19 protein-coding genes and 1 pseudogene are annotated in these 19,375 nt (G+C 58.8%); 11 read left to right on the plus strand and 9 right to left on the minus strand.

The window, feature by feature from the left end:
• The first annotated feature begins 7 nt into the window (after positions 1 to 7).
• Positions 8 to 3,142 (plus strand): efflux RND transporter permease subunit, encoded by a 3,135-nt coding sequence (locus H598_RS0108470; protein ID WP_028112636.1) that lies wholly within the window; start codon positions 8 to 10, stop codon positions 3,140 to 3,142.
• 4 nt (positions 3,143 to 3,146) lie between these two features.
• Entirely contained in the window at positions 3,147 to 3,536 is a 390-nt protein-coding gene (locus tag H598_RS0108475; protein WP_028112637.1) for a MerR family DNA-binding protein, read from the plus strand.
• A 73-nt stretch (positions 3,537 to 3,609) separates the two neighbouring features.
• On the opposite strand, the gene H598_RS0108480 is transcribed toward H598_RS0108475, so the two are convergent.
• The 4 genes from H598_RS0108480 to H598_RS26465 form a co-directional block, all read right to left on the minus strand.
• A complete protein-coding gene (locus H598_RS0108480; RefSeq protein ID WP_028112638.1) occupies positions 3,610 to 4,032 on the minus strand; it encodes a DUF2057 family protein in 423 nt (140 codons plus the stop codon).
• Between the two features lie 41 nt (positions 4,033 to 4,073).
• Positions 4,074 to 4,406: a hypothetical protein gene (locus H598_RS0108485; RefSeq protein ID WP_156896980.1), complete on the minus strand. Its 333-nt coding sequence runs from the start codon at positions 4,404 to 4,406 to the stop codon at positions 4,074 to 4,076.
• 87 nt (positions 4,407 to 4,493) lie between these two features.
• Entirely contained in the window at positions 4,494 to 4,919 is a 426-nt protein-coding gene (locus H598_RS0108490) for a DUF2057 family protein (RefSeq protein ID WP_028112640.1), read from the minus strand.
• A 45-nt stretch (positions 4,920 to 4,964) separates the two neighbouring features.
• Positions 4,965 to 5,309: a hypothetical protein gene (locus tag H598_RS26465; RefSeq protein WP_156896981.1), complete on the minus strand. Its 345-nt coding sequence runs from the start codon at positions 5,307 to 5,309 to the stop codon at positions 4,965 to 4,967.
• A gap of 165 nt (positions 5,310 to 5,474) precedes the next feature.
• Here H598_RS26465 and H598_RS0108495 point away from each other — a divergent pair, with 165 nt between their 5' ends.
• Positions 5,475 to 6,665 (plus strand): adenosylhomocysteinase, encoded by a 1,191-nt coding sequence (locus H598_RS0108495; RefSeq protein ID WP_028112641.1) that lies wholly within the window; start codon positions 5,475 to 5,477, stop codon positions 6,663 to 6,665.
• Here the strand turns inward: H598_RS0108495 and H598_RS23780 are convergent.
• From H598_RS23780 to plsB, 4 genes are read right to left on the minus strand one after another with little or no spacing between them, the layout of a single operon-like run.
• A complete protein-coding gene (locus H598_RS23780; protein ID WP_051252594.1) occupies positions 6,627 to 7,529 on the minus strand; it encodes a LysR family transcriptional regulator in 903 nt (300 codons plus the stop codon). The two genes, H598_RS0108495 and H598_RS23780, sit on opposite strands and share 39 nt — an antisense overlap.
• A gap of 9 nt (positions 7,530 to 7,538) precedes the next feature.
• A complete protein-coding gene (locus tag H598_RS0108505) occupies positions 7,539 to 8,261 on the minus strand; it encodes a tRNA-uridine aminocarboxypropyltransferase (protein ID WP_028112642.1) in 723 nt (240 codons plus the stop codon).
• Positions 8,258 to 9,505 (minus strand): aromatic amino acid transport family protein, encoded by a 1,248-nt coding sequence (locus tag H598_RS0108510; RefSeq protein ID WP_028112643.1) that lies wholly within the window; start codon positions 9,503 to 9,505, stop codon positions 8,258 to 8,260. The genes H598_RS0108505 and H598_RS0108510 overlap by 4 nt, the downstream gene beginning before the upstream one ends.
• A gap of 42 nt (positions 9,506 to 9,547) precedes the next feature.
• Entirely contained in the window at positions 9,548 to 11,929 is a 2,382-nt protein-coding gene (gene plsB / locus H598_RS0108515) for a glycerol-3-phosphate 1-O-acyltransferase PlsB (protein ID WP_035415701.1), read from the minus strand.
• A gap of 228 nt (positions 11,930 to 12,157) precedes the next feature.
• On the opposite strand from plsB, the gene lexA reads away from it, so the two are divergent.
• From lexA to H598_RS0108545, 6 genes and pseudogenes are all read left to right on the plus strand, one after another.
• Positions 12,158 to 12,778, plus strand: coding sequence for a transcriptional repressor LexA (lexA, locus tag H598_RS0108520; RefSeq protein WP_028112645.1), 621 nt, complete (start codon positions 12,158 to 12,160; stop codon positions 12,776 to 12,778).
• Positions 12,778 to 13,227 (plus strand): SulA-like leucine-rich domain-containing protein, encoded by a 450-nt coding sequence (locus tag H598_RS23785; protein WP_051252595.1) that lies wholly within the window; start codon positions 12,778 to 12,780, stop codon positions 13,225 to 13,227. Before lexA ends, H598_RS23785 begins: the two co-directional genes overlap by 1 nt.
• Before the next feature lie 420 nt (positions 13,228 to 13,647).
• A pseudogene (gene coxB / locus H598_RS0108530) lies at positions 13,648 to 14,712 on the plus strand (cytochrome c oxidase subunit II); the annotation flags it as partial.
• A gap of 32 nt (positions 14,713 to 14,744) precedes the next feature.
• Positions 14,745 to 16,355, plus strand: a complete 1,611-nt coding sequence (gene ctaD / locus H598_RS0108535) for a cytochrome c oxidase subunit I (RefSeq protein ID WP_028112647.1) — start codon at positions 14,745 to 14,747, stop codon at positions 16,353 to 16,355.
• Between the two features lies 1 nt (position 16,356).
• Positions 16,357 to 16,896: a cytochrome c oxidase assembly protein gene (locus H598_RS0108540; RefSeq protein WP_028112648.1), complete on the plus strand. Its 540-nt coding sequence runs from the start codon at positions 16,357 to 16,359 to the stop codon at positions 16,894 to 16,896.
• Between the two features lie 13 nt (positions 16,897 to 16,909).
• Positions 16,910 to 17,782: a cytochrome c oxidase subunit 3 gene (locus H598_RS0108545; RefSeq protein ID WP_245595576.1), complete on the plus strand. Its 873-nt coding sequence runs from the start codon at positions 16,910 to 16,912 to the stop codon at positions 17,780 to 17,782.
• On the opposite strand, the gene H598_RS0108550 is transcribed toward H598_RS0108545, so the two are convergent.
• Positions 17,779 to 17,994 carry a DUF2909 domain-containing protein gene (locus tag H598_RS0108550; RefSeq protein ID WP_028112650.1) on the minus strand — a complete coding sequence of 72 codons (216 nt, stop codon included), beginning with the start codon at positions 17,992 to 17,994 and terminating at the stop codon, positions 17,779 to 17,781. The two genes, H598_RS0108545 and H598_RS0108550, sit on opposite strands and share 4 nt — an antisense overlap.
• Before the next feature lie 24 nt (positions 17,995 to 18,018).
• Here H598_RS0108550 and H598_RS23790 point away from each other — a divergent pair, with 24 nt between their 5' ends.
• Both H598_RS23790 and H598_RS0108560 read left to right on the plus strand, forming a co-directional pair.
• Entirely contained in the window at positions 18,019 to 18,729 is a 711-nt protein-coding gene (locus tag H598_RS23790; RefSeq protein WP_051252597.1) for an SURF1 family protein, read from the plus strand.
• Positions 18,730 to 18,838: 109 nt separating this feature from the next.
• Positions 18,839 to 19,375 carry a hypothetical protein gene (locus H598_RS0108560; RefSeq protein WP_028112651.1) on the plus strand — a complete coding sequence of 179 codons (537 nt, stop codon included), beginning with the start codon at positions 18,839 to 18,841 and terminating at the stop codon, positions 19,373 to 19,375.

A 19,375-nucleotide genomic window follows, 5' to 3' on the forward strand; every position in this document is an offset into this window, starting at 1 on the left:
GGGCGGCATGTTAGAAAAAATCATTGAAGCCTCCATTCGCCAGCGGATTATGGTGCTGGTGATCATGGCGGTGATTGCCCTAGTGGGCTGGCAGGCGCTGCGCAGCACCCCGTTGGATGCCTTGCCAGACCTGTCTGATGTGCAGGTCATCGTCAAGACCTCCTATCCGGGGCAGGCACCGCAACTGGTCGAGGACCAGATCACCTACCCATTGTCGTCGGCCATGCTGGCGGTGCCCGGGGCCAAAACCGTCCGTGGCTATTCCTTTTTCGGCGACTCTTATGTGTACGTCATCTTCGAGGATGGCACCGACATCTACTGGGCCCGGTCACGGGTTTTGGAGTACCTGTCTCAGGTTCAGGGGCAGTTGCCGGCCAGTGCCAAGCCAGAGTTGGGGCCCGACGCGTCCGGTGTGGGCTGGGTGTTTGAGTATGCGCTGGTGGACCGCAGTGGCAAACACGATTTGGCCCAGCTCCGTAGCCTGCAGGACTGGTACCTGAAGCTGGAGCTGCAGAGTGTGGCCGGCGTGTCTGAAGTCGCCACCATTGGCGGCATGGAGCAGAGCTACCAGGTGGTGGTGGATCCCCATAAACTGGCGCTGTACAAGCTGGATATTGGTCGAGTGAAGATGGCCATCGACAAGGCCAATGCCGAGGTGGGTGGCTCGGTGATCGAGATGGCCGAAGCCGAGTACATGATTCGTGCCAAAGGTTACCGCCAGAATCTGCAGGATTTTGCCGATATTCCGGTGGGCATTGTGTCGGAATCCGGCAACCCGGTACTGCTCAAAGACGTGGCGGTATTGCGGGTTGGCCCCGCATCCCGGCGCGGTATTGCCGAGCTGGACGGCGAAGGCGAGGTGGTGGGCGGCATCATCGTGATGCGCTATGGGGAAAACGCCCTGGCCACCATTGAAGCGGTAAAACAGAAGCTTGAGCAACTCAAGCCCGGTTTGCCGGACGGCGTGGAGGTGGTGACCACCTATGATCGATCCCAGTTGATTCTGGGTTCCGTGCAGAACCTGACCCACAAGGTGATCGAAGAGATGCTGGTGGTGGGGCTGGTGTGTCTGTTGTTTCTGCTGCACGCCCGCTCGACGCTGGTGGCGGTGATCACTCTGCCGCTGTCGATCCTGATCAGCTTTATTGTGATGGGGTTCATGGGGGTGAATGCCAACATCATGAGCCTGGGCGGCATTGCCATTGCCATCGGGGCGGTGGTGGATGCGGCCATTGTGATGGTGGAGAATGCCCACAAACACCTGGAGCACTACCGTGCCGACCATGGCCATGAGCCGCAGGGCGAGACCCGTTGGCAACTGATGAAAGAGGCCTCGGTGGAGGTGGGACCGGCGTTGTTCTTTAGCCTGCTGATCATTACGTTGAGCTTTATGCCGGTGTTTGTGCTGGAGGCGCAGGAGGGGCGACTGTTCCATCCGCTGGCCTACACCAAGACCTTTGCCATGGCGGCCTCGGCACTGCTGGCCATTACCCTGATCCCGGTACTGATGGGGTATTTCATTCGCGGGCGCATCCCCGACGAGCGTAAAAATCCCATCAGCCGAGTGCTGATTGCCTTGTACCAGCCGGCGTTGAAGCTGGTGCTGCGTTTTCCGCGTCTGACTCTGGTGTTGGCGTTAGTGGCCCTGTTCAGTGCCTGGTATCCGCTGAGTCAGTTGGGCTCGGAGTTTATGCCTGAGCTGGAGGAGGGCGATCTGTTGTACATGCCGACCACCCTGCCCGGCGTCAGTGCCGGCAAGGCGGCGGAGTTGTTGCAGCAGACCGACCGGCTGATTAAGACCGTGCCCGAAGTGAAACGGGTGTTCGGCAAGGTTGGCCGCGCCGAGACGGCCACCGATCCGGCGCCGCTGACCATGCTGGAAACCACCATCATGCTGAACCCCAGAGAGGAGTGGCGCGACGGCATGACGCTGGAGGGGATCATCGATGAACTGCAGCGAACGGTGAAAGTACCCGGGGTGACCAATGCCTGGGTGCAACCCATCAAGACTCGCATCGACATGTTGTCCACCGGCATCAAAACCCCCATCGGCATTAAAATCTCCGGCGCCGATGTGGACGAACTGCAGCGAATAGGCGGTGAAGTTGAGGCGATGTTGAGTCAATTGCCTGGAACGGTATCGGCGTTTGCCGAGCGGGTTGGCGGTGGTCGTTACATCGACATTGAGCCCAAGCTGGCGGTGGCCGCCCGCTATGGCATTACCCTGGAGGACGTGCAGAACGTGGTCCGAATGGCCATTGGCGGCATGCAGATTGGCGAATCGGTGCAGGGGGCCGAGCGTTACCCCATTAACCTGCGTTACCCCCGTGAGCTTCGTGACGACATCAACAAGCTCAGGGAGCTGCCGGTGGTGACCTCCAGCGGTCACTACATTCCGCTGTCAACGGTGGCCAGCATCAGCATCAGCGACGGCGCCCCGATGCTCAAGAGTGAAAACGGCCGCCTGATCTCCTGGGTGTTTGTCGACATCAAGGGCACCTCCATCGGTGAATACATCGATGAAGCCCGCACTTTGCTGGACAGCCGTTTGCAGCTGCCTCCCCGCTACAGCATCAGTTTTGCCGGTCAGTATGAGTACATGCAAAGGGTGGAAGCCAAGATGGTGCAAGTGGTGCCGATGACCCTGGCGGTGATCTTCCTGCTGCTGATGATGACCTTTGGTTCGACGCTTCAGGCCAGCATCATCATGCTCAGTCTGCCGTTTGCTCTGGTGGGCTCGGCCTGGTTGTTGTATCTGCTGGAGTTCAATCTGTCGGTGGCGGTGGCGGTGGGAATGATTGCCCTGGCCGGTGTGGCGGCAGAGTTTGGGGTGGTGATGCTGGTGTATCTGAACAACGCCATCAAGGCCCGGCAACGTGCGGATCGGTATCGACAGGAGTCGGACCTGAAGGCGGCGTTGCTGGAGGGGGCGGTGATGCGCATTCGTCCCAAGGCGATGACGGTGGCCACCATCTTCTTTGGTTTGCTGCCGATCATGTGGGGGGCCGGCTCTGGCAATGAAGTGATGCAGAAGATTGCCGCGCCTATGGTGGGGGGGATGGTCACGGCACCTTTGTTATCGCTGTTTGTGATTCCCGCCATCTATCTGCTGGTCTACCGTCGCCAACTGGACAGGGAGTAAGAGGATGAAGATTGGTCAGGTAGCCCGGGAAACCGGGCTCAGCGTAAAAACCATCCGTTACTATCACGACATTAAGTTGGTCGAAGCCCGTCGGGGTGATAATGGCTACCGTGAGTACCAACAGTCGCAGTTGGCTCAGTTACAGTTCGTGGCCCGTTGTAAGGCTCTGGGGTTCAGCCTGGAGCAATGCGCTCAGTTGTTGTCATTGAATGCCAGCGAGGATCGCACTGCGGCGGCGGTGAAATCCGTCGCCACCGAGCAGTTGCTGGTGGTGCAGGATAAGGTGCGCCAGTTGCAGCAACTGGAGCGGCAGCTATCGACCTTGGTCAATGCCTGCGACGGCAGTGACCGTCCTCAATGCGCCATTCTGGACTCCCTCAACGGCGGATCATAATCGGGTGAAATAGAAAAAAACCGGCCTCCTGGCCGGTTTTTTATTGAGGGACAGCCACGTTCAGTGGCAGTGGTTATCCCTCGTCTTTCGCCAGGAGTCGGGCCATCTGCGCCATTAACTGGGTTTCAGTGAGCTGACGGGCAGGGTGTGGGGTCTTGCCCTCGAGCAGGGTAAACGTCGGTTCATCGATAAAGGCGCGAATCGCTTTGGAGTTGTTCAGCTCCGGTAACCGAACTCGGTAGTCGCCTTCCCCGGCAATGAAGCTGAGAAATACCGGGGTGGATCTGAGCAGTTCGTGCTCTTCTGGAGTGACCGTCAGCAGCTCGGTGTAGCTCAGCTGGATCACCTGCGTGCCCGGTTTCAGGGTTACTGGTTGGTCGTTGCGGGGGGCGGCGTTGCCGTTTATCGACAGCAGACTGACGCCGTCCGGCAGAGGCAGTGTCGCGGCCTCAAGACCAGGCGCGGACAGGATTAGGGCGAACAGAAGCGCTCTCATAAATGGTACTCCTAAAGTCAGTGATTAATTTGGGGTGAGGGTCAGGAGTATGCTTTGGGAGGTTTGGTGGCCGGTGCCACACTGAGGCCGTTGATGAGCAACAATTGAGAAAAGGGACGGTGTTCGCTGGCGGTCAGCGTCAATGCGTAGCTGACTGGCAGGCTGATGCACAAGTGGGCGGAGAAACACTGACTGGCGCATTGCTGGCATTGAACTGGATCGGACGACAGATCTGGGTGATGCCGCTGCATCTCCAGTACCTGCATTACCACAGGGTCACTGTGGCTGACCTTGTCTATGGCCGGATTGATCTGTACCACCAACAGCAGCAGTATCATCAGTACCGTTAGTCGGGGATGGCGTGGTGAGCGCATTGCATTCATGCCGTTAAGGCTAAACCCTGGAGCGACTCCAAGGTCAATGACTTTTAAAAAAAAGGCGGCCGAAGCCGCCGAGTCTGGTTAGCGGTCCAGTGTGTGGCGGGCCATAAGTACCAACAGCTGGCTCTGGGTCAACAGTCGGTTTTCCACCGGTCCGGCATCACTGCGCAAGGTGACCTTGGGCTGGCGGGCAAACTGGCGTACGGCTTGCTCGTCTTCAAGAATCGGCAGCAACAACTGATAGCGTTCGCTGCCGTCGCCCTCGAAGCTGAGGTACAGCGGCGCCGAGGTAATCATCTCGTGATCCTCCGCATTCAGTTGCAACAGCTCACCGTACTTGAGTTCCACGACCTGGGGACCGTCGGTCAGTGATAGTTGGCTGGCAAACTGGGATACCGGTTTACCATTGAGGCTGACGGCCCATACCGACGAAGGCAGTGACAGGGTGGCGGCGGAAGTCGAAAAGGCACTGGCGGCGATGACGATCGCAGATAAAAACGTCTTCATAATGGGTTTCCTAAGTCTGAAAGTAAGTGAATAAAACTAAGCAGATCAGTAAACCCGGGCCGGAGGTCGCAGGGGGTGGCTGAGTGGAACCCAATAGTCGCCGGGGGCAACCAAAAAGGGGTGAATGCTCCCCATCGCTGCAACTGCCTGAGGACCGACAGACACCACGGCCATCAGGGAATTCATTGGGCAAATGCCGACGCAGCACAGGCAGCGTTCGGGGCACTCGCTTTGATGAGGATTGGCGCAGTCCATCACCACGGATTCTCCGGCCATGGCAGGCATTCCATGGCCGGTAACCGGGGCGGCCGACATAGGCAGGCTGACGGTCAGGAGTAGCGCCAGTACCCAGCCCAGTCGACGTAGCAGATGGGGAGCATTCGTTGTCATAAGGGCAGCTTAAAGCCTCCCGTTGCAGGAGGGTCAAGCCCTGACCTGATCTTTTTTTCCGACCGTGCAGTTGTCGGATCTACTGAACAGTGCATTCATTCTCAGGCGTTTTTCGGTGCAGGCTCGCACTCCATACTGGTACCAAATCAACACGGAGACTGCACCATGACTCATACCGAATTGCTCGAATCCGGCCGCCAACGCATCGCCTGGGCGCGGGCCAACATGCCCATCGTCCGCGCCCTGGGGGAGCAGTTTGCTCATTCCCGCCCCTTTGCCGGCCTGACACTGGGGATCTGCCTGCACGTGGAGGCAAAAACCGGGGTCTGGCTGGAGGCGCTGACCCGGGGAGGAGCCCAGGTGGTGATCACCGGTAGCCCTGGCACCACCCAGGACGACACCGTGGTCGCCATCGAGCAGGACTATGGGGTACGGGTGCTGGGTCATCGCCATGAGAGCTTTGAAGACCACATCGAACAGTGCCGCGAGGTGTTGCGGGCCGGCCCGGACCTGATCTCCGACAACGGCGCCGATCTCCATAGCCTGCTGTTTACCGAGCCGGAGTTTGCCTCCCTGCGCAGCCAGTTGCGTGGTGCCACCGAGGAGACCACCACTGGCGCCAACCGGCTGCGGAAACTGGCGCCCAGCCAGAACTTCGCCACCCTGGTGATCAACGACACCCAGGCCAAGCGCATCGTCGAGAATCGCTATGGCGTCGGCAGTTCGGTGGTCGACGGCATCATGCGAGCCACCAACGTGATGCTGCATGGCAAGCGGGCCCTGGTCATCGGTTACGGCTACTGTGGCAGCGGCGTGGCGATGCGACTGCGGGGCATGGGGGCGCACGTGACCGTGGTGGAGCAGGATCCGCTGATTCGCCTCGAAGCCCATATGGAAGGGTTTCCGACTGCCGAACTGGAACAGGCCTTGCCTCAGGCGGAGTTGATCGTGACGGTGACCGGGTGCGATGGCGTGCTCAACCGCCACCATTTTGACCAGTTGAGAGAGGGGGTCATCATCGCCAATGCCGGTCATTTTGCTCGGGAGATCGAGCTCGATTACCTGCGCGCCGAGGCGGAGTCGGTGACGGTGATGCGGCAACAGGTGGAAGCGATCCGTTTTCGAGGCCGGGATCTGTATTTGCTGAGCCGGGGCAATCTGATCAATCTGGCCGCCGGGGATGGCAATCCCATCGAGATCATGGATCTGGGGCTGGCATTACAGGCACTGAGTCTGGCGGCACAGGCACAGGGGACCTTTGATGGCCCCAAGGTGGTGCAGCCGGTGCCGTCGGCGATCGAACGTCAGGTGGCGCAGTTAGCGGTGGATCATTGGATTGGCAAAGGCCTGCTGTAACCGCTGCAGCAGCGCCTCGGTCCGCGGCGGTTTATGCTGGCGGGCCGGGTAGATCACCGACAGGGACACCGGGTGGGTGCATTGACTCAGCTGGGCCTGCAGACGGCCGTTGATCAGATCATCCCTGCACATGAAGTCTAGGGCGGTGGTGACGCCCAAACCGCGGCGTGCCAGGCTCAGGGCCATGGCTTCGCTGTCGGTGTGGGCCACAAACCTGGGTTTTACCAGCACCGGGTTGCCCTGCTCGTCAATGAAATCCCAGCGGCTGCCGGTGAGGCAGTGGCGATAGTGAATGCCTCGGTGCTGGCTCAGTTCGGCAACGGTGGTGGGCACGCCGGCCCGGGTCCAGTAGTCCGGGCTGGCGACCAGCATGGTGTGGATGTCGCACAGCGGCCGCCGCACCAGGGAGCTGTCGTCGACACTGCCGATGTGCAGTGCCAAGTCGATACCACGACCGACCAGATTATCCAGAGATTCGCCCAGAATCACTTCCAGTTCTACTTTGGGGTGAGCTTGAAGATAGGTCGCCAGCACCTGGCGCAATTGTTCTGCATCCAGGACCGCCGGAATCTGCAATCTCACCAGGCCAACCACCTCGTCACTGCGTTGTTGCATCGCCAGCTCCAGTGCCTGCGCCTGGGCCAGCAAGGGTGACAATTGTTGCATCAACGCCTGGCCCTCGTCGGTCAGAGACAGGGTTCGGGTGGTGCGGTTCAGCAGCCGGATGCCGTAGTGCTGTTCCAGCTGTTTGACGTGTCCGGACACCAGTGCCCGGGACAGATCCAAAGCCTCGGCGGCGGCGGAAAAGCTGCCGTGACTGACCACGGCGTGGAAGGTGTGCCACTGTACAAACCGGTTGCGCATACAGGTTCCTTATTGAGGCTGATGGCGACTCAATCGTTGGAACGGGTCGCCGTCCACCGGGGCATCGAGTTGATGCTTGCCGGCGTAGTACCGTTGAGAGAATACCTGAAAGTAGGCGTCCAGCACATCGGCGGCGTCTGGCTCACCGGCCAGCTCCAGTACCATGGCGGCCACTTCGGCAGTCGCCAGTTGGTGCTGATGGGCCGCTTCCCGCAGACGGTAGTTGCTGAGCCGGTCCGGATCGATGCTCAATACCGGCAGGGTTTGCAGGTAGGGGCTCTTGAAATAGATCTTCCTGGCCTGGGCCCAGGTGGCGTCCAGCAGGACAAACAGGGGGCGTTTTCCCTCTGGCCAGGGGCGCGGTGCAGCCAGCACCTCACCCTGGTCGATGTACTCGCCGGGAAACACCAGATAGGGTTGTCGATTCGGATCCTGAAGCACCGCCAGCATGGCCGGATCCGGTTCGGTACGGTCCCAGATAAAGGCGCTGGTGTCCGGCAGGATGTCGGCGATGAGTCGACCGGTATTGGTGGGTTTCAGAGGTTCTTTGCGGTGCATGACCAGGCAAAAATCCACTTGGGTCTGCTGGGGCAGCTGGTAACGGCAGGAGCAGTGGCTGACCACGGTCAGACAGCCCTGACAGCGCTCACAGGTGGCGCCTCGAGCCCGATAGGGGCGCTGCGACTCGGCCATAAGCCGTTGTCGCAGCGCCAATACTGCATTGCGGGTCATTGACCGAACACCGGCAGCAGCTGCAGCTTGCTGGCAATTTCACACACCGCCACCAGCAGACCGAAGGCGATCACCACCATGATGCCCGCCTGGCCGCCGGGCGCCCGGTAGGGCGCATTGGGATAGCGGCGGCGAATGGTGCGCGCCATCAACGCCGGGACGATGGCGGCCCACAAGGTGGCCGCCAGGCCGGCAAAGCCGATGGCGTAGATGAAGCCATGGGGCCAGGCCAGCGCCAGAAGCAACGGCGGCAGGAAGGTGATGGCGGCGGTTTTGTTGCGTCCGCTGAGGGTGTTGTCGAAGCCAAACAGGTCGGCGATGAAGTCGAACAGGCCCAGCGTCACCCCGAGGAAGGAGCTGGCCACTGCCAGGTTGGCAAAGATCGACAGCACCGACCCTATGCTGCCCTGACTGTTGTGCTCCAATGCCGCCACCAGGTCGCCCATGTTGCCGCCCGCCTGAATCACCGGCAGCAGTTGTTGTTGGCTGAGGTTGCCGAAGGTCAGCGTCAGCCACAGTACGTAGATGACAAACGCCAGGCCGGTGCCCAGTAGCAGCGCCTTGGCGATGGTGGCGGGCCGCTTACCGTAGTACTTCACCAGGCTGGGGACGTTGCCGTGATAGCCAAAGGAGGCCAGCATGAACGGCAGTGCCGCCAGGCCGAAGATGGCGTACTCGGTATTGCCGCTGTCGTTCGGCCAAAGGTGCTGGGGTGAGACTCCGCTCATCAGGTCACTGCTGGCGGCGGCAAAGGTCAGAATCATGGCGCCGATCATCAGGGTGCTGATGCGGTCTACGGCGCCGGCGCCGATCCAGACGATCACCGCCAGCACGCCGGCAAAGCTCAGTGATGCCAGTCGGCTGTCCATTTCGATTCCGGCGGTGGCTTCCATCAAGTGGCTGACGATGGAGCTGCCGCCGCTGATGTAGGCGTAGGTCAGGATGTAGAGGACGAAGGCGATGGAGATGCCGTTGGCGACTCGCCACGGACGGCCCAGGGTATCGCCGACCATGGAGTCAAAGCTGGCACCATCGGGGTAGTGCAGGTTGGTTTCCAGCACAAATAAGCCGGACAGCAGCATGCACAGCCAGGCGATGGCCAAGACCAACAGGCTGTAATTGAACCACATGCCGGCGCTGGTGACCGGTAGGGAAAACATACCGGCACCGACGGTGGTGGCGGCGATGATCATGGCCCCGCCGAGCAGGGAGGGAGAGCGGTGTTTGTTCATTCTATGTCTCAAAAAAAGGGCCCCGTAGGGCCCTGATTGGCGCTGCGTTCGCTATCAGCCTACCTGGCTGATGGAGGCGCGCATGCTTACCGGCAGTTGTTTTAGCACCAGTTGCGCCAGTGCTTTGATCTTGTCGGTATCGGGTTTGTCACCGATACAGCCCATCTCCTTGAGTCTCAGCGTCAGGGTGTTGAACACCTTCTTGTCGAAGAACTCGGGAGCACTGGTGCCGTGCAGTTTGCACAAACGTTCGGCCAGCTTGGTGCTTTCCTTCTCCAGCGCACCGCGCTCAATCTGGGGTTCCGCCTGCAGGCGGGACAGCAGAATGGCGTAGCGCTGCAGAGTCTCCTGACTGATGGCACCCAGTTGCATCAGGGCATTGCGGTGGCTTTCGACCACTCGCAGGTGATCACCGTGCTCTTCCAGGTGGCCGTTGTTGATCAGTTCGTTGATCACCGCCTGCAGGTATTCTTCCAACTCCCCATCCAGCCCCATAAACAGCTCGGCCTGTAGCAGAGGGTAGAGCTCGCTGGCCTGGTCGATCAGCTGGTTGCGGCTGAGGTGATCGGACTTCAGCGCCAGCGAAGCGATCAGGCTGGGCAGAATCATCAGATGCAGGATGTTGTTGCGGTAGTAAGTCATGGTGATCGCCTGGTTGTCGGCGATGCTGACGATCTCACCCAGCTCATCCTGGCTGAGCTGGAATTTCTCCAGATCCAGCACGGTTTTCAGGATCGACTTGCCGTCCCCGTCGGTCAGGGTGGTGTAGGGGGTGTAGGGTACCGCCTGCAGCAACTTCAGGTAGAAATCCAGCTGCTTCTCCAGGGTGGCTCGGGCCATGGCATGCTGTGGTGTGGCCAGCAGCGTGGTGGCGGTCAGGGTCACGGCGCTGACGGCGGCGGCATCGTTGATGTTGCACATCAACTGGCCGGCCAACTCGTTGACCACCGGGGTCAGCCAGGGCTGACGCTGATCCGGATCCGCCTGAGTGTCCTGGCGCCAGTTCGGCACTTTATCGTTGAGGAACTGATGGACAGTGATCGGCTGACCAAAGTTGACATAGCCTTCGCCATAGTTGCGCAGCTTTTTGATGGCGGACAATACCTGCAGCATGCCCTCCTTCTCTTTCTTCTTTCCTTTCAGCTCCTTGTGATAGGTCGCTACCTCCATCACATGGTCATAGCCCAGGTAGATGGGCACCAGGGTGACGGGCCGTTCGATGCCGCGCAGGACGGTTTGAATGGTCATGGCGATCATGCCGGTCTTCGGCGGTAACAGCCGGCCGGTGCGAGAGCGGCCGCCCTCGCAAAAGTACTCAATGGAGTAGCCACGGGCAAACAGCTGATGCAGATATTCCCGGAACACCTCGGCGTACAGCTTGTTGCCTTTGAAGGAGCGCCGAATGAAGAAGGCGCCGCCATGACGGAAAATCGGACCGGCGGGCCAGAAGTTCAGGTTGACCCCGGCGGCGATGTGCGGCGGCACCATCCCCTGTTGATAGATGATGTAGGACAGCAGCAGGTAGTCCATGTGGCTGCGGTGGCAGGGCACAAACACAATCTCATGGCCGTCCTGAGACAGCTGGCGGACCTGTTCGGCGCCGCGGACATTGATGCCATTGTAGATTTTGTTCCAGATCCAGGACAACAGCCGCTCACCGATACGGATCAGGTTGCTGGAGTAATCGGCGGCGATCTCCTCCAGGTATTCCAGGGCGCGTTCGCGGGCTTTCTCTTCACTGATGTTCTTGCTTTTGGCCTCTTCCCGAATCGCCTCATCCAGCCCCTTGGAGGCCAGCAGGCTACGGAACAGGGCATCGCGATCCGGCAGTCGAGGTCCGGTGGCCACGGTGCGTTGACGACCGAAATGGACTCGGGCCACCCGAGCCAGTTTCTGGGCAATGCTGTCGTCGGTGCCGTGTTTGTCGGCCATATAGCGCAGAGACACCGGGCGGGAGAAGCGAATAAAGGTATCCCGTCCCAGCATCATCAGAATGAAAAACTTGCGCAGCCAGGTGGGTTGCTCTTTGTTGAGCAGGGTGGCGCTAACGCTTTCCTCTTTGCCTGGATCACGGCCCCACATCAGCGACACCGGCACCACTTGAACGTCCAGGTCGTCGTGTTGTTGATGCAGCGACAACAGTTTCTCGAACCGTGCCAGGAAGTCGGCCTTTTTCGCTTTACCAAACAGGGGGGTGGCGCCGTTGAGCCAGACTACACGGCTGACGGACTGACCTTTGATCTGCAGAGGTTTCAACGGGCTTGGCAGGTTGGCGTTGAGGCAGGCCTCATGCAATGCCAGCAGATCCGAATGTGACTCGTGGCTCATGACGTACACCAGGGGCCGGTCGGTATCGATGTCCAGCTCGGCAATGGGGTCTTCAGGCACCAACCGGCTGTTCACTACCGGCTTTTGCAGCCAGCGTGCGCCCTTCATCCAGGGCGATAAGAATTCTTGGGTCACCGTTCTATTCGCTTTTTGTTCGTTAACTGGTTGTGATTCTACACCGAAAGCGACTCAGGCGGCAGTCTGCTGTACCGGCCAATTGTCAGCGGGTGTTCCGGCTGTGGGGATTTGGCCAGTCAAATTCAATAAATTACTGTTGAATTTATCGCCTACCTGTATATACTCACAGTGGTACTGTATAGATAAACAGGTAGAGATATGAAGCCGTTAACCCCGAGACAGACCCAGGTGCTGGAACTGATCCGCAACCATATGCAGGAGACCGGCATGCCGCCGACTCGTGCGGAGATCGCCAAACGTCTGGGGTTTCGCAGTGCCAATGCCGCCGAAGAGCATCTGAAGGCGTTGGCGCGCAAGCAGGTGATCGAGATAGTCCCCGGTACCTCGCGCGGCATTCGCCTGTTGGATACCGGTCCGGAACCCGAGCAACTGGGGTTGCCGTTGATCGGTCAGGTGGCAGCGGGGGAGCCGATTCTGGCTCAGCAGCATATCGAACAGCATTGTCAGTTGGACCCCAGCATGTTCCGTCCCAATGCCGATTATCTGTTGCGGGTGCGTGGCGACTCCATGGTCGATATCGGCATTATGGATGGGGATCTGTTGGCGGTACACAGTCAGCAGGAGGCTCACAACGGCCAGATTGTGGTGGCCAGGGTGGGCGAAGATGTGACCGTGAAGCGGTTTCAGCGTAAAGACAATCTGGTGTACCTGCACGCCGAAAACAGTGAATACCAACCCATTGTGGTGGACCTGGAGCATGAGCCTCTGAGCATTGAAGGCCTGGCGGTGGGTGTGATTCGAAACGGAGGATTGCAATAATGAAGACTCGGCAAGGAACGCAGTTTCGTCATCCCGGCCTGTGGCAGGGCAATTGGTCCACCAACCCCAGATTGACCCGACTGGACAGCGGCGCGGCGGCCCTGACTGAATTGGCACCGAAGCTGGCGGAGTTGAGCCAGAAGCAGCGCTGGTTGGTGCTGGTAAACCCACCAAGGTTCGGTTGGAAACAGATTCTGCAAAATGCCGGAGTGGCCATGGACCGCATTCTGATCGTTCGCTGTCAGGACGACGTCGAAGGCCAGTGGGCCGTCGAACAGGCGCTGTCCGGGCATACTTGTAGCGCGGTGGTGGCCTGGTTGCCTACCATTGCCGCCCGCGATTGGCGCCGGTTGGAGTTGGCCAGTCGCCGTGCCGAATGTTCCGGCTATCTGTTTCAATCTCAAACCAGCCGCATTACCACTCAACTGGTGTCGAACTGGATTCACTAACCTCGGGGAATGCTGGCTTGAGCCGTGGATTCAGGCCTGTCCTTAATAATGAACCTTGTTCGCCTCCAGTTGCTGCTGTTTAATACACCTTTTCATACCCTTAGTGTTTTCTATTGCCAATCGACAAATTAAAGAGATTTCCTCTTTTTTGCCCTTGCATACGTGGATTGAGTGCTATTCTTGATCTTGATCAAATCGAAATATGTCATTAGGTTAGAAAAGACACAGTCGAAGAACTGTGTGAGGCAGAAGTAACGGTCACGCGGAACCGCGTCGGCTGTGTGCCCAAACCGATTAAGGGGAGGGGAGCTTCATAGGGCTGAGCATTACTGTGCTGCTCTTCTCTGGATATTGCGTCATGCAATACACAGAGGAGTAGTTGATGTGAGAAGGATTGCTTTACTGGCCATCATCGCCTTGATGCCAGTGTGGGCGGTCGCCGAGTCGGATTACAATCTGACCCCGGGCGTGACCGCCATCAGTGAGCAGGTGTATGGCCTGCACATGACCATTTTCTATATCTGCTGTGCCATTGCGGCGGTGGTGTTTGGAGTGATGCTCTACTCCCTGATTGCACACCGCAAGTCCAAAGGCGCGGTGCCCGCCAATTTTCATGAAAGTACCAAGATCGAAATTCTGTGGACGGTGATTCCGTTCATTATTTTGATCGTCATGGCGGTGCCTGCCACCAAAACTCTGGTGGCGATGGAAGATCCCAGTCAGTCCGACCTCACCATTCAGATCACCGGCTCCCAATGGAAGTGGCATTACAAGTATTTCGATCAGGGTGTGGAGTTTTTCAGTCTGATGTCCACCCCTCAAAGCCAAATCAATGACGCCGAAGCCAAAGGCGAAAACTACCTGCTGGAGGTGGATAAGCCGTTGGTGATTCCCGTCAACCGCAAAGTCCGTTTCCTGATGACCTCTGACGACGTTATCCACTCCTGGTGGGTGCCGGCCTTTGCGGTGAAAAAGGACGCCAACCCGGGGTTCATCAACGAAGCCTGGACCCGGGTGGACAAGCCTGGCACCTACCGAGGTCAATGCGCCGAGTTATGTGGAAAAGACCACGGCTTCATGCCGGTGGTGGTGGAGGTGTTGCCAGAAGCGGAGTTTGATCTTTGGCTGGCCGAGCAGCAGGGGGCGGCGGCAGCGGCGGCCAAGGCGGAAACCGAAGCCCTGACCCAGACACTGACTATGGAGGAGAGCATGACCCTGGGAGAGCAGGTGTACCTGTCTCGATGCGCGGCCTGCCACATGCCGAACGGCGCGGGCCTGCAGGGGGTGTTCCCGGCATTGAAAGACAGCCCCATCGCCCTGGGTGAGGTGAAGGCGCACATCGACATTGTGGTTCATGGCAAGGCCGGAACCGCCATGCAAGCGTTTGCGGCTCAGTTGAGTAACAAGGAGCTGGCGGCGGTGGTGACTTATGAACGAAACGCCTGGGGCAATGACACCGGCGATGTGGTACAGACGGCGGATGTAGCCGCCTCTAAGGGACAATGAGGGGCACAGTCATGACCATAGCGACACGAGAAAATCAGGCCGATGTCGGCCACATCGAAACGGAACACGACCATCACCACGCACCGCAGAAGGGCCTGAAACGATGGTTGCTGACCACCAACCACAAAGAGATCGGCACCCTGTATCTGTGGTTCAGCTTTACCATGTTTTTGGTCGGTGGGGCCATGGCGATGGTGATTCGGGCCGAGTTGTTCCAGCCGGGCCTGCAGTTGGTAGAGCCGAACTTCTTCAATCAGATGACCACGGTCCATGGACTGATTATGGTATTTGGGGCGGTGATGCCGGCGTTTACAGGGCTGGCTAACTGGATGATCCCGATGATGATCGGCGCCCCGGATATGGCACTGCCACGGCTGAACAACTGGAGTTTCTGGATTCTGCCGTTTGCCTTTGCCCTGTTGATCGGCAGTTTGTTTATGGAAGGGGGCGGTCCGGCATTCGGCTGGACTTTCTATGCGCCGTTGTCGACCACCTTCAGCGGTGATTCCACCGCGCTGTTTGTGTTTTCGGTTCACATCATGGGCATCAGCTCCATCATGGGCGCCATCAACGTCATTGTGACCATCGTCAACCTGCGTGCTCCGGGCATGACTTACATGAAGATGCCACTGTTTGTCTGGACCTGGTTGATCACCGCCTTTCTGTTGATCGCGGTGATGCCGGTACTGGCGGGGGCGGTGACCATGGTGTTGACCGATAAGTACTTCGGTACCGCGTTCTTCGATGCCGCCGGCGGTGGTGACCCGGTGATGTTCCAGCACATTTTCTGGTTCTTTGGTCATCCAGAGGTGTACATCATGATTTTGCCGGCGTTTGGCATCATCTCCGCCATTGTGCCCGCGTTTTCCCGCAAGAAGTTGTTTGGCTATGCCTCCATGGTATACGCCACCGCGTCTATTGCCCTGCTGTCCTTCATCGTCTGGGCCCACCACATGTTCACCACCGGCATGCCGGTGGCGGCGGAACTGTTTTTCATGTACTGCACCATGCTGATCTCGGTGCCCACCGGGGTCAAGGTGTTTAACTGGGTGGCCACCATGTGGCAGGGCGCCATCAGCTTTGAGGCGCCGATGATGTTTGCGCTGGCGTTCATCGTGCTGTTTACCATCGGCGGCCTGTCCGGGTTGATGCTGGCCATTACGCCGGTGGATTTCCAGTACCACGATACCTACTTTGTGGTGGCCCATTTCCATTACGTGCTGGTGACCGGGGCGGTGTTTTCCATCATGGCGGCGGCCTACTACTGGCTGCCGAAATGGACCGGCCACATGTACAGCGAACGCCTGGCCAAATGGCACTTCTGGTGCTCGGTGGTGTCGGTCAATGTGCTGTTTTTCCCCATGCACTTCCTGGGACTGGCGGGGATGCCGAGACGGATTCCCGATTATGCCCTGCAGTTTGCAGATATTAATCAGATCGTTTCCATTGGCGGCTTTGCCTTTGGCTTGTCGCAACTGATCTTCCTAGCCCTGGTGATCAAGTGCATTCGCGGCGGCCAGCAGGCGCCGGCCAAGCCCTGGGACGGTGCCGAAGGGCTGGAGTGGACGGTGGCCTCTCCGGCGCCACTGCATACCTTCGATACCCCTCCTAAGGTAGCGTGAGATGACTGGCCCTAACGCCAATCGACGTCTGGTGACCCGGCTGCTGCTGGTCACGGTGGCCATGTTTGGCTTTGGCTTTGCCCTGGTGCCGCTGTACGACGTGTTCTGCGACATTACCGGCATCAATGGCAAGACTCGTCAGACCGCCGCGGCCGACAGCGAGCAGGTGGACAGCCAACGCCTGGTCACCGTGGAGTTCATCACCTCGGTACACAGCGACATGCCCTGGCAGTTTGAACCCGAGGTCAACCGCATTCAGGTACACCCTGGTGAGACCCGTCAGGTGGCCTTTCTGGCTCGCAACCTTTCCCAGCGGGACATTATTGGTCAGGCCGTGCCCTCGGTCACGCCGGGGCAGGGGGCACTCTATTTCTCCAAGATCGAGTGCTTTTGCTTTAACCACCAGCCCCTGGAAGCGGGGGCAGAAACCCAGATGCCGTTGCTGTTCTATCTGGATCCGGCCCTGCCGGAGGAGATTCAGACCCTGACCCTGTCATACACGCTCTACAACGTGACCGACCAGGCCAATGAGCGTGGCTAAGGAGAGCAATTCGATGAAACATGAAAAGTACTACGTTCCCGAGCAGAGCTACTGGCCCATTGTTGGTGCCATCGGCCTGTTTCTTATCGCATTGGGAGCGGGAAACTACGTCGGCGGCCTCAAGAGCGGCGATACCGGCATCTTTGGTTACGTGCTGCTGTCCGGCATTGCGGTGATTGTGGTGATGGTGGTTGGTTGGTTTGGCACGGTGATCAACGAGTCCATGGCCGGCCTGTATTCCCGGCAGATGGACCGGTCGTTCCGACAGGGGATGTCCTGGTTTATCTTCTCTGAAGTGATGTTTTTCGGCGCTTTTTTCGGGGCCCTGTTCTATGCCCGCATGGTGGCGGTGCCCTGGTTAGGAGGCGCCGGCAACAATGCCATGACTCATGAGGTATTGTGGCCGACGTTTGAGGCGATGTGGCCGCTGGTAACCACCCCGGGAGGCGAGACCACCCAGGCCATGGGCTGGCAGGGACTGCCACTGTACAACACCCTGATTCTGTTAACCTCGTCGGTGACTTTGCACTTCGCCCACGTGGCATTGGAGCAGGATCGGCGCCGGCCTCTGACCGGCTGGTTGGCGGCCACGGTGTTGCTGGGAGTGTGCTTTCTGGCGCTGCAGGGCGAAGAGTACCTGCACGCCTATCAAGAGATGAACCTGACCCTGAGCTCCGGCGTGTATGGCAACACCTTCTTCCTGTTGACCGGGTTTCATGGCCTGCATGTGACCCTGGGAACCATCATGCTGCTGACGATGTTGGTGCGGGTGGTGAAGGGGCACTTTACGCCGCAGAAGCATTTCGCCTTTCAGGCCAGTGCCTGGTACTGGCATTTTGTGGATGTGGTGTGGTTGTTGCTGTTTGTGTTCGTCTACATCCTTTAATAGGGGCGGGGGTTAGGCTGCAGCCAGCCTCCCATTAGCACCAGGATCAGCAGGACCACCACAAAGGCGGACAAGGCCACACGCCGCCCCAGGTACTGACTCATGTTGTGACTGCCGCTGTTGTCCTTGAGCATCAACAGCAAGGCTCGGCCCAGATTAAACACAATGAACAGCAGCAGCGCCACAAGCAGCAGTTTTAACGCAATTTGCATGGACCTTCCTTAGTCGGGATTTGTATGAAGTATTGGTGGTTCCCTCTGATTACTCTGGCGGTATTTTGTGCACTGGTCAAGTTAGGCTGGTGGCAGCTGCAGCGGGCTGACACCAAGCAGCGACTGCAACAACAACTGCAGCAACGGGGGCAACAGACGCTGAGCTGGAATCAGCTTCAGGAGGGGGGCGATGTGAGCGGATTTGGTCTGGCGGTATCGGTGCAGCCGCGGGCACTGCCGCCGCTGCTGCTGGACAACCGTACCCTCAATGGTCAGGTCGGTTACCAGTGGCTTCAGCCGGTGGTGGTGGCGGATGAGCAGCCTCTGCTGTTGCTGGATCTGGGGTTTGTGGCTGCGGGTTCTCGCCGGGATACGTTGCCGATGCTGCCGACGTTGCCGGACTCGCTGTCGGTATCGGGACGCTTGTATCGGCCTGGGCACAACCCGCTGTCCCGTCATAGTTATGGCGAACCCGGAGACAAGATCCGCATTCAGGCGGTGAATTTCGAGGAAATTGGGCAGATGTTGGAACAAGCGACGTTGCCCTATCTGCTGTTTGTCGACCAGCCGGTCGAGATTGGATTTATTCGCCAGTGGCGGCCGATTTCCATGAGCCCGGATAAGCACAAAGGCTACGCGGTGCAGTGGTTTGGCCTGGCAACGGCGTGGTTGGTAATCGTTTATCTGCTGTGGCGCCGGCAACGGCCTCTTGCGCCGCTGCCCCAAGCCAGATAGTGTGATCTGTGTCACTGTTGTTTCCCCCTAGCGGTACTGGGAGGAGCGTCTTGAATTGTCTGTAACCGGCGGCCGGCCTTGCCGAGCCCTGATGATGAGAGGAGCAATCATGAACTCCCGGAACCGCAAACCATTAATGCTGCTGGTGGTGTTTCTGGCGCCATTCTTAACCGCCCTGCTGGTGCTGCAGCTGGGTTGGTATCAAGGGGGCGCCACCAACAAAGGCCAGTTACTGGCTGGCCTGCATTACCGCTCGCTGGCCCAACCCAACCCCGCCGAACGGCAGTGGCAGTTGTTGTACCTGCTGCCCTCCCAATGCGACGCCAGCTGTGAAGACCGCCTTACCGCGATGCAGAAAGTACTGCAAGCCCTCGGTCGAGAACGGGAGCGGGTGAATGCGGTGGTCTTCTATTACCAGCAGCGGCCGGAGCTGGCCGAGATCCTGACTGAGAAAGGCTTCCTTATGGCTCGGGCCAATGACGCGGTGAAATCGGCGTTGACTGAACAGACTCTGGTCATTGTCGACCCTTTGGGGCAGTGGGTGATGGGCTATGGTGATGTGCAGGGCCAGGACGCTCAGATCCTGCAGGGCAAACATCTGTTGGCGGACATGCGAAAGCTGCTGAAGCTGTCTCGAGTGGGCTAA

Origin of the sequence: Ferrimonas kyonanensis DSM 18153 (assembly GCF_000425405.1) — a bacterium.
Taxonomy (GTDB): Bacteria; Pseudomonadota; Gammaproteobacteria; order Enterobacterales; family Shewanellaceae; genus Ferrimonas; species Ferrimonas kyonanensis.